Source organism: Borrelia parkeri (assembly GCF_023035815.1).
GTDB lineage: Bacteria > Spirochaetota > Spirochaetia > Borreliales > Borreliaceae > Borrelia > Borrelia parkeri.
Window position 1 is genome coordinate 18,696 of the sequence record NZ_CP073169.1, and the last position, 10,845, is coordinate 29,540.

General features: G+C 29.4%; 11 protein-coding genes. 3 read left to right on the forward strand and 8 right to left on the reverse strand.

Annotation, left to right across the window (positions count from 1 at the left end; genetic code table 11):
• Nucleotide 1: 1 nt before the first annotated feature.
• From bpSLO_RS06615 to bpSLO_RS06635, 5 genes are read right to left on the reverse strand one after another with little or no spacing between them, the layout of a single operon-like run.
• Nucleotides 2-2,776 carry a right-handed parallel beta-helix repeat-containing protein gene (locus bpSLO_RS06615; RefSeq protein ID WP_432432498.1) on the reverse strand — a complete coding sequence of 925 codons (2,775 nt, stop codon included), beginning with the start codon at nucleotides 2,774-2,776 and terminating at the stop codon, nucleotides 2-4.
• A gap of 22 nt (nucleotides 2,777-2,798) precedes the next feature.
• On the reverse strand, nucleotides 2,799-3,191 hold the full coding sequence (locus bpSLO_RS06620) for a BBA14 family lipoprotein (protein WP_246990083.1): 393 nt from the start codon (nucleotides 3,189-3,191) through the stop codon (nucleotides 2,799-2,801).
• 9 nt (nucleotides 3,192-3,200) lie between these two features.
• A complete protein-coding gene (locus bpSLO_RS06625) occupies nucleotides 3,201-3,560 on the reverse strand; it encodes a hypothetical protein (RefSeq protein ID WP_246990084.1) in 360 nt (119 codons plus the stop codon).
• A gap of 31 nt (nucleotides 3,561-3,591) precedes the next feature.
• The gene (locus bpSLO_RS06630; RefSeq protein ID WP_246990085.1) at nucleotides 3,592-4,284 is read right to left on the reverse strand and encodes a DUF261 family protein; all 693 of its coding nucleotides are present in this window, start codon (nucleotides 4,282-4,284) and stop codon (nucleotides 3,592-3,594) included.
• Nucleotides 4,274-4,645, reverse strand: coding sequence for a hypothetical protein (locus bpSLO_RS06635; protein ID WP_246990086.1), 372 nt, complete (start codon nucleotides 4,643-4,645; stop codon nucleotides 4,274-4,276). Before bpSLO_RS06635 ends, bpSLO_RS06630 begins: the two co-directional genes overlap by 11 nt.
• 285 nt (nucleotides 4,646-4,930) lie before the next feature.
• Between bpSLO_RS06635 and bpSLO_RS06640 the strand changes: the two genes are divergently transcribed.
• The 3 genes from bpSLO_RS06640 to bpSLO_RS06650 all read left to right on the forward strand — a co-directional run bounded on the left by bpSLO_RS06640 (nucleotide 4,931) and on the right by bpSLO_RS06650 (nucleotide 7,957).
• Complete coding sequence (locus bpSLO_RS06640; protein WP_246990087.1) at nucleotides 4,931-5,506, forward strand: hypothetical protein; 576 nt, start codon at nucleotides 4,931-4,933, stop codon at nucleotides 5,504-5,506.
• Between the two features lie 418 nt (nucleotides 5,507-5,924).
• Nucleotides 5,925-7,472 carry a plasmid maintenance protein gene (locus bpSLO_RS06645; protein ID WP_246990088.1) on the forward strand — a complete coding sequence of 516 codons (1,548 nt, stop codon included), beginning with the start codon at nucleotides 5,925-5,927 and terminating at the stop codon, nucleotides 7,470-7,472.
• A gap of 65 nt (nucleotides 7,473-7,537) precedes the next feature.
• The gene (locus bpSLO_RS06650) at nucleotides 7,538-7,957 is read left to right on the forward strand and encodes a hypothetical protein (RefSeq protein WP_246990089.1); all 420 of its coding nucleotides are present in this window, start codon (nucleotides 7,538-7,540) and stop codon (nucleotides 7,955-7,957) included.
• Between the two features lie 24 nt (nucleotides 7,958-7,981).
• Here bpSLO_RS06650 and bdr (bpSLO_RS06655) read toward each other — a convergent pair whose 3' ends face one another.
• The 3 genes from bdr (bpSLO_RS06655) to bpSLO_RS06665 form a co-directional block, all read right to left on the reverse strand.
• Nucleotides 7,982-8,743, reverse strand: a complete 762-nt coding sequence (bdr, locus tag bpSLO_RS06655; protein WP_246990090.1) for a Bdr family repetitive protein — start codon at nucleotides 8,741-8,743, stop codon at nucleotides 7,982-7,984.
• A gap of 338 nt (nucleotides 8,744-9,081) precedes the next feature.
• Nucleotides 9,082-9,606, reverse strand: a complete 525-nt coding sequence (bdr, locus tag bpSLO_RS06660) for a Bdr family repetitive protein (RefSeq protein ID WP_025407685.1) — start codon at nucleotides 9,604-9,606, stop codon at nucleotides 9,082-9,084.
• A gap of 246 nt (nucleotides 9,607-9,852) precedes the next feature.
• Complete coding sequence (locus bpSLO_RS06665) at nucleotides 9,853-10,611, reverse strand: hypothetical protein (protein ID WP_083253479.1); 759 nt, start codon at nucleotides 10,609-10,611, stop codon at nucleotides 9,853-9,855.
• Between the last annotated feature and the right edge of the window lie 234 nt (nucleotides 10,612-10,845).

The window sequence follows — 10,845 nt, forward strand, 5'->3', positions numbered from 1 at the left end:
ATTATGCTACCTCCTCCTTATCCTTTATATTCTCTTCATACACATTAAAATCAATAACTCGTGCACTTAAATCCGATTTTTTTGTAAAAGACATACCAATCTCATTTTTCAAAAATGAATCACGCATTAACAAATCTAGAGAATTACTCTTAAGACCTACTTTGTTTTCCACAAAACTATTTCCTGCAAATCTTGCATTTACAACTTCATCAAGCTCTAATGCAACACCTGTATTACTTAAAAATTCAACTTCATTAACTTTAAGACTTGAAAAATTCGCAAAGTGTAAGCCATCTCTATTCTTCTTAACAACACCACCCCTCATTATTGCATTAACTCCATTTGCAACCGATGCCTTTTTATTAGACTCAATCTCAACTCCAATAAGCGTCATATTATCAACATCACTAATATCAAATCCGCAATTTGTAGATCTGAAAATAACATTCTCAAGAAGTATCTTTTTAACTTTTATTGTCTCTAAAGCCACTCCTTCATTACAAAGAAATGTAATATTCTTAAGGTAAATGAAACTTGCGTCATTTAAGTAAATAGACGACCGCTCTTCTTCTTTAAGCCTATAACTTGAACACAACCTCAAATTAGCAAAGGGTACAAATTCGCTACCTTTTAGGTATGAATCTAAGTGCTCCTCATCACTCAAATTACCACCCCTTATCCAAAGTTCACTCATAGGTTTTTGACATATAGTTAGCCTTGACATCTTAAATGAACGAGTTGCAGTGAAAATATTTTTTGCAAAACCACCAGCGCGAATTACAACGCCGTCCTCTCCTTTAAGCTCGAAATTAGATATATCAACTGAACCGTACATATAAAAATCACCGGGGAGTAATCTGATTTTACTTGTTCCAGAACGTCTTGCTAAGCTTAAAGCCTCCTGAAATGTAACTTCATCCTTAAAGCCTGGCGCAACAAGATGGGGATTTGCAAAATCATTATCTCTAGCAGCAATATAATTAAAGGGTGCAACTATAACCTCACGAATAGCTTCTAAATTATCTCTAGAGCCTATATACTTAGAAGTTGTAAGGTAATCATAGTGAGTGTAATCTCCCCATGTAATTCCTTCATACTCGTAAAGTCTTATATTCATATCAAATCCGGAAATCTTTTTTGATAAAATCAAGAAAAAATGATCTACATCATAATCCTCAAACTTAAGTCTTACAAAATCAGTAAGGTCTAATTCTTGAGTTGACCTAAAATTAACGATTGTGTGTCCTTTAACTCTTAAATTGGTTAAGAATTCAAAAAGACGTACAGCCGAATTGGAATCAAAAATAAACCTGGTTGAATACTCAAATCGCTTACTGTAAAAATCATCTGCATTATCAGTCTGCAATATATTACGAGCAGTTGTATAAAAAACATCACCATATATATCAAAATAGTAAATATAACGAGAACCTTGACTTGAGGATGTATTTTTAAACCAAATTCGTGCTTTTGTTGGATAATATTCTTCATGTACAAGTTTAATATCAGAGTCAGCGCTAAAACGAGACTCAAGATTATGTGTTGAGATTATGGCTAAATGATCATTTATTGCATAATGGTCATGCCATACTTCCCTTTTCTTAAAATCCCACTTATAAGCAGTATCAAACCATTTAGGATCATATTCTTGATAGACAAGACTACCTACTTTATCTGCAAAATCAGGGTATACTACTCCTTTTTGCAAAACTGCAACATAAAGACTACTCCCAGATCCTTGAACATTAATGGGTGCAGAATAAAGCGGTCTTCTATTTGAAATAGCTTCTTCTTTACTTTGAAATTTACCTTCTCTCCAAATAACCCTGGTTGAATCATAACTACTAGAGCTACTCTTTGATAGAATATAACTTGAAGCATCAATAGAGCAAAGCTTTACATCCCTTTTTATAACCTCGCTCTTCCAAATAGGTAAAATTCGTAGTTTCCCATCACATGTAAATGTATATGCATATCCAAATTCATAAAGCAGTGCTGATAGAATTGTCCCAAGGTCCTCTCCATCAGCAATAATTACTGCAGGAATTTTTGCCAAAATGCTCTCAGAGCCATCATCATCAATCAAATCTTTAAGATTACTTTTCTGTAAAATTAGATGGACTACTGATAGCTCCTTTACTAATGGATTATATACATAAAGCCAATCGGGATTGTAATTAACAGGAAATTGAATAGGCTTCTCAAAAACAACACTCAAAAGTTTAGAATAATCATTCACAGTAAAGCTAATACTTTTAGTGGAGTTAAAAACCTCTCTATTGAAAAATTTTTCTAAAACACCTTTGAATAATGACTGAGAGCCCTCACTTACATTTACATATACTTCTTCTTTCCTAAAGAATAGAAAGTCTAAAAATTCATCTGAAAGACCATTTGCTTCAAATTTAAAACTACTTGATGCTGTCTTTAGTGTAGGGTCTACAATTTTAAGCTCCAAAGACACACTAGATATATCAGTGTAAGGGGTTAGATCAAAGAATTGACCTTCATCGGTAAAAAAGACAATACTTAAGTCACAAAACCCTGGATGCTCTTCCTCTTCTTGAATATCTTCAACTTGAATATCTTCAGAATTAGATTCAACTTCACAGTCAGTATGATCACTAGAGATTAGCTCATCAGTAACTACTAAAGAGGGCGTGCTAATATCTAGAGAAGACAAGTGAACAGAAGGGGAGGGGACAGCTTCAAAAATAAGTGTATCTACTAAACCCCCTTCTGTTAAATCCTTCTCAACTTTATCTTCTTGTTGCAAACTTAAAGCTCCCTTGCCTACCCTACTCCTGTAAGGACACTTGAGTATACCTACGGTATACATCAAGAGCAATGGGTTTAACTGAGGCTATGTAGCGTTTATAATAAGCTATTCTTAGCCTAATACCCTCTTCTCCAATACCACCCTTAAATGTGGGGTCAAAAATTTCAAATAATGGAAATTTATGCTGCTTATAGTAATCATTAACATAACTCTTAGCATCAATAAGCCATGCACTCAGACTTAATGCATACTCAAATAATGAAGCTTCATCACGAGCTAAGCTTATAGGGTCTTCTTTACCAGTTAAGGTAGGTTCTTTTGGAAGACTTGCAATCCCTTTGCAAGAGAATACTAAAAATAACAAACATAAAGATAACAAATAATTATTTAAAAAATTAAATTTAAACTTCATAACAACCTACTAGTCCTTTAATTCCATCTTATCTAATGCTTCCTTAGCTACTTGACCTCTAAGTTCAATAAGCCTGTCATATTCATCCCAATTTTCACCATTCTCTAAAGCCCTGCAAGCATCAATTGCTAGGTCAATAGCACCTCTTAGTCTTGAATTTATGATCTCAAAAGCACGTTTGTTTTCATTATTTTTTACAATCTCATCTTTGATAGAATAGATAAAATTCAAAATTGAACTTGTAAGTGTCATTCCCTCGCGTGCAAGTTCAATCTTAGATTCTCCTAAAACATAACCAAATTCTTGTAGTAGAAAATCTTTTGCCATTACTGCATCAAAAAGTTTATTTATATTTTTTACTACACTCAAAATAAAACCTCCAAAATATATTTTTTACTACTTACACATTTCTAAACTGCTCACTATAGAGGGTAAGTCTTTGCCTAATATCAAAACTAAGAGACGAATCAACAAGCTTAAATACCCTTAAAGACTCAAGTACGCCATTACTTACAGCTTTAGAACTCCCAAGTGAGTCCCAAATAACAGAACTTAAATCATTATCAAGAATTACAAAATGGTATAAATCACTCTCACTATCTCTGTATTTGCCAACTAAAATATCACAATTATCAGGGTCATAATTAGTAGGGGAATAATGGACATTCAGATAATGAATATCGTCACCAACTCCAAGATGCTTAAATATTAAATTTGGGTCAAGTACGTATGAATTGACATCCTTCAAACAACCAATAGTTGCAAGGCTTTTGAAGAGTAAATCGACTTCAAACTTATCAAAATATTTCTCAACTTTATCTTTGATTTCTTTCACTACAAATGCAATAAACAAAATGCATAAAAAATAACATCCAAATTTGCAAATAGCAACGTTTTGGTCCTTGAAATTATATTGAAAAGGAACTACTAACCTATGCTTTTCTATTTCTCTTATTTTTTCACAAACTCGGTAAGATGAATCTTCTAAAGACACAGCACCTTCAAGCAATTCTGATTTATGCTTTTTAATAAAGTAATCTTTCAAAGCTTTGTATGCAAAATCATAAAGAACCATAAAAATTTTACTTCTCATAAACCCCCTCTTCAAAATTTTTTAATAAACCGAAACATTTATCTAATTCTTCCCTAAAAGCACTTTTGATTTTAAATCTCTCTTTAAGTAACAGACTCTCTAATTCCCCCATCATCTCTTTACTCTCTGAATTTACTCTTTCAATGTCTCTCTTAAGGTCTTCTCTTAAGAAGATTTTTAAAGCTTCAAATTCTCCCTTAAGTCTCTTCTCAGATTCAATGTGTAATTCTTCCATCATCTCTTTTTTCAAATCAGATAAAAATCCTTTAAGGGCATAGGTTCCAACTCCAGACACACAAATCATTAATGTTGTTGCAATAGTTCCAATAATATTAATCTGTCTCTTAATCCCACTAGACACCTAAAACCCTCCTTTTCAAGCCTTTAATGACAAACAAGAAACTTCACTTTTCCTAACCTCTTAAATTTTAAATAAAGCTAACAAAAGCAAAGTAGCTTATTTTATCTCGCATTGAAAAAACACTATTTAGGTTCATTATACAAAAAAATACAATTAAGTCAATTTAAATTCGCCAATTTCTAACTTATTAACCAATAATCATTAACTAATGATACTATTTTTAATTTTTATTTATTACTATATATAGTAATAAATAAAAATTAAATAAAAGGAAAAAACACTATAATGAAAAAAATAAATGACATTAAATTATACAAAATTGGAGAAGCAGTAGAATTACTAAAAACAGACTTCAACTACAAAATAGATCTTAGTACTATTTCTAGAAAAATAGGTTTTTTAAATGCATATGTTGTTTGTAACAATATTAGATATATACCAGAAGATATATTACCTGATTTAACTGTAAACTTAAGAAAAAAAGAAACAAGATTAAATACTACAAAAACTATTGAAAAAAAAATAAACAATACAAAAAGCAAACTAAATAATTATTTTCAAAATAATGAAATAGATAACCAAAAAAAAATAAACAATGGTAAAATTACAAACATCGATACAAACGTAATTATCGCGGAAATAAGACAACTAAAACAAGAAATACAAGAAGACATGAAAAACAAAAATAGAGAAATATTACAGCTAAAAAAGGAAATACAAGATTTAACGGGACAAACACAAGAAGATACGAAAAATAAGACTAAAGAAATACTACAGTTAAAAAAAGAAATACAAAACTTAATAAAAGAAAAAAACATACAAAACAATTATTGCAACACAAATAATAAAAAAAATACTTAATTTATATGAGAGAAATATATAATATTAGTAATTCAAAAAAAAAATTTTTATACAGAATATTCAATATTAATAATCAATAATGCTATCGTACATTAAAATAAGTAATCTATTGTGGATAGTTTTAAAACCAATCAAAAAAAAATATTAACGAATTTTAATTGACAATAATCTTATATTAATATAGACTTGGTATTTATGATAATGAGAAGAATCATAAATACCAAAATATATAAAAAATTTTATTATATAACTAGCCATTTTACAAAAATGGTTTCTAAAATATGGGAAGAGAAGAAAGTGGTATATAAAAAAATCACTTCGACTCACAACCTAGTCAAAAGTGAAATTTTTATATATAATAAAAAAATCCCAATCCAAAGCTTCACAGAAAATTTAACTTTGGATTAAAGGCAAACATATGGATATTATATCAAAAGAAACAAAAAAATTCAAATCACAAGACAAAATAAAATTAATACTAAATAATCTTATAGAATCAAATAAAGATAAAACATCCCCTGATATTAAAGAAATCTGTGTATCACAAGTTAAATCGCTAATAAATAGAACATTAAACAAATACGATAGACTGATTAAAATTTATTGGGTCATAAATGCAAAGAATAAAAACTACAAAAAATCGAGTGGAATTGAAGAATATTCAGCAAGTGATATCTACAATATTGTAAGTAAATTATTAGAAAATGACGGACATAAAAAAGTATGTAGACGAACATTTGAAAGAGACCTCAAACTTCTAAATGAAACCGGGTTAATAAAATCTAAAATTAGAAAGTTTGGAAAAAATAAGGGAAGCATTTCTCACTATGTACAAAATATGGAACTTGATCACATACACAAAGAAATAATTTTAGAATATCTTAAAGAAGAGCTTAAAGAAAAGTTAAAGGACAAAAGAATTGTTGGTGATTTCGATAAAGACAACAAAAATACAACATTTAATTACACAAAACTTGAAAGGTTAAACATACCTCTTAAGTTAAGACAACATAATAATATAAGCCAAATGTCGCATGTAGGGGAATCGGCTGTATTTAATAAAGCTAATATAAGCTATATAAATAATAAGAATTCTAAAGAATTGCTTTCAGGAAAAACTGTTTTCGTTAAACCAAAGGTAAGAATGCGCAAATTTAAAAGGGATGATGTAGAAATACGGCTTGTATCCAAACATAAAATCGATAAAAGCTACCTAACCCGAGTAAAAGAGTGTAGTAACAATGATGCAACTTACATAAATGCCCTGATTAATCTAGAGAGAGCAATCATTGAATACAGAAGTGAGTACAACATAGAAGATATTTTAGAGCATTTCCTAAAACAGTTTAGCAATAGGTACAAATATAAGGTATGGATGATGATGAAGCGAAGGGATGGCGTTATTAGTGATTATGAGCTTATATGGGAGGGGAGATTTAGGGATTGGTACCCAAATAAGTACAAGAGTAATTATAAGCCTAAAGAGACTTATGGAGGGCATATACAAGTTAAGCATAACGCATCAGTTGTTAAAGAGATGAAAGATAAACATTTAAGTCTTAAAGAGAGAGAGAAAATAGAGAAGAAAAAAGAAGAAAAACGAAGACTTGAGATAAAGAGAAGAGAAGAATATTTGAGCAAGTTGTTTGAACGTGAAGCTAGAGAGAGAGAAGAGCGTTTAAAAAGAGCTCGTGAAGAGGATGCTTGTCTTAGGGAACAAGCTAGGGCAAGTATGTTTGCTACTTTAGAGAAAAGCAGGGTAGGGAATATGGGCGTTGACACAGAGAACAACATGAGTAATTTAAAGCCTTATGAGAGAGGTTGCAGTCTATCAAGTTCGGTTGTGCTTAATAGAAATTTTGAAGGATTTAAGACTACTAAGGGTCTCTCTATATCTAGTTTAGGGATCATGCTTTCATCTTTAGAAGAGAACCTGAAATTAGGTGCAAGAGGAGATATGACATGAAATTTAGTTTAAGATATTTAGTAAGAAGGCTATACATCAAACGCCATAGGTTTTGGGAAATTTATATGAGCGATGAAGTACAGTCTAGAAAGGGAGACTTGAGAATAGTTAATTTTCCAATACTTAAGCCAGAAGATATTGACTGGGAATATGTATATGGATACGTTAAAGATTGGATAGGAGCAAAATATAGAGAGACCCTTGATATTACGATTAATAAAATAGGCAAAGATGATTATTATTGTGAGACCAAAAGAGGATCGTTGATGAATAATATATTGGATATGTTTTATGCAGATTATAAGGAAATGTTACTTAAAAAATTAGAACAAAGGGAAGTTGTTGATGTAACTGAGGATGTTGTTAAGGGGCTTGAGGATATTGCTAATGACGTGAGTGCTTTAGAGGTAGAAGACGGCTTTGAAGGGAGGGAAAGGGGTAAGCAAGTTAAGGTTACTAAAAAAGCTAAACCCTCAAGTCCTTAGAGTAGTATCAATGTGTAAGATTAGTTACTTAAAGATAAGAGTTAATAAAATACCTATAGAGATGGTAATAATAGTCCCAAACATCCAATTATGTAATCTTGATGTACTTTTGAATTCCATCTTATTAATTTCCATATCTTTTCTAACAAGAGAAATCTCATAGCTCATAGATGCAATATCAGATTTTAATTCAGTTCTAACGTTATCAATCTTGATGTTAAGATTATTCTCAACGTTGTCAATTTTGTTATCGAGGTCTTTAATATCAGATTTTAATTCAGTTCTAACGTTATCAATCTTGATGTTAAGATTATTCTCAACGTTGTCAATTTTGTTATCGAGGTCTTTAATATCAGATTTTAATTCAGTTCTAACGTTATCAATCTTGATGTTAAGATTATTCTCAACGTTGTCAATTTTGTTATCGAGGTCTTTAATATCAGATTTTAATTCAGTTCTAACGTTATCAATCTTGATGTTAAGATTATTTTCAACATTATCTATTTTGTTATCGAGTTCATTAAATTTGTTATCTATTTTGTTATCGAGTATATTGAATTTGGTATCAAAATTATTATCGAGGTCTTTAATATCAGATTTTAAATTTGCTTCAACCTTTTCAAGCTTAAGGTTAAAAGTAGTCTCTAAATACTCAATATCTTTATAAGTGAGTTCATTACGATAGTATCTATAAGATAAATCAGTAGCAATATCTATATTTATACCAGCTTTAGTAAGTTCAGCGATGACCATTTGTTGAGTAACTATTGGTTGGGGAAGTCCCATAGAAGTCTCCTTATAGTAAGTATAAAGTAAAAAAAGCTTTAAAGCAATAGGAAGGAAAAAAGAGAGGCTTTACTAATTGATATTAAGCTAGGGGGTTAAAAAATTTTTTTAGGATTTCACTATAATAGTACAAGCAATATATTATTATTATCAATTTGTACATAATTGCTGCTGAGTGAACAAATTTATTTTCTTTTATGTATTTTTTTAAGAGATGTCACAAAAATATATGAGAAAATAGTTGTTTTTGCAATCTATTAGTAGATTTATAAGGTATACCAAGTTCTTAGAGTAGTATCAATTTATGTGATTTATTGCTTTTTAATTAAATTAAACAATTACTTAAAGATAAGAGTTAATAAAATACCTATAGAGATGGTAATAATAGTCCCAAACATCCAATTATGAAGTCTTAATGTACTCTTAAGTTCCATTTTGTTAACATCAATCTTAGTATCGAGTTCATTAAATTTGTTATCAATCTTGTTATCAAGTTCGGTTTTGACAGATTTAATCTCAGATTGTAAAAGAGCTTCAACTTTTTCAAGCTTAAGGTTAAAATTATTCTCAACAGAGTCTATTTTTTTATCGAGTTCATTGAATTTGGTATCTATTTTTTTATCGAGTTCATTAAATTTAGTATCGATTTTGGTATTAAGTTCATCCTTAATACTACTAATCCCATTTTCTAAGTGTTTCAATTTTATATCAAAGTTTTCTTTTAAGAACTCAATATCCTTGTAAGTGAGTTCATTTTTATAATATCTGTAAGACAGATCAATAGCAATGTCTCTCTTAATACCGGCTTTAGTAAGTTCAGCGATGACCATTTGCTGTGTGATAACTGGTTGGGCAAGTCCCATAGAAGTCTCCTTATAAGTATTATACAATGTTTTATTACAAAAATATATGAGAGAATAGTTTTTTTGAATTGAGAGAAAAAGTAATTTTTCCAGGAAGGAATAGGGTAAGAAATTTTTAGGGTTTCATTACAATAGTACAAGCAATATATTATTATCAATTTGTACATAATTGCTGCTGAGTGAACAAATTTATTTTCTTTTATGTATTTTTTTTAAAGAGATGTCACAAAAATATACAATGTATAATTACAAAAATATATGAGATAATAGTTGTTTTTGCAATCTATTAGTAGATTTATAAGGTATCCCAAGTTGTTTGAGGTGTAGATTAATATAAGATTTGAGGGTATGTAGGTTTTTGTTTGATGTTTGATCAAGGAAGAAGGATTCAACCAGAGAAGCGATAGTAGAGAGATTTTTATTAGTATGGTTTTTAAATAGATCTAGGTTATTTTTATTAAGTTTTAGTCTGTTAAAAGACTTAATATAGTTTATTTTTTCGTATAAGTCTAGTATACAAGGTTGATTATCTAATAGGATATTGAGATGAGTATTATTGTAATAGATATTATTGAAGGTATTTTTAGACTTAGCAATCAAAGAGTATATAGAAATTATATGTTTTGTAGTGATAGAGAAGTTGAATATATTTTTAGCGATGTAGTTAATTTTGTATGCATGAATAGAAGATAAAATATTTTTATTTAAATTTTTAATGGAAGTAGCAATAACATTGGGTTCGAGTAAAGAATATTGTTGAAACTGTAGACCATTACTTAATGTATAAGTAATAATATTGTTATTAAAAGTATAAAATATTTTGATAAAAGGATCTTTTAGATGTGTTAAAGGTATGCCGGAAGCCATAATAATGCCGAGTAAATTGTGAATAGTGCTAGAAGAGAGAATAAGATAATTACTAATGAGAATAAATTCATCAGGATTAATTTTATGAATAGGGATATAAGGTATTTTATTAGTAAATAAATTTTTTAGAGAGAACATATATATATAAATATAATACTATTAATCTAGCAAAGAGGGAGGTAACTATATATTTTTTTAAAGCAACTATTGAGTTTTTTATGCAAACTATTAATTTTGTATAAAAAGGTAAATTAAACTTATGAGTTTTTTTGTGTAAACTATTAATTTTTAGTAGCAAACTTATGAGTTATATGTGGAAACTTATGAGTTATATAAATGGATAAACATTCTATACTATTAACAAATTATAAT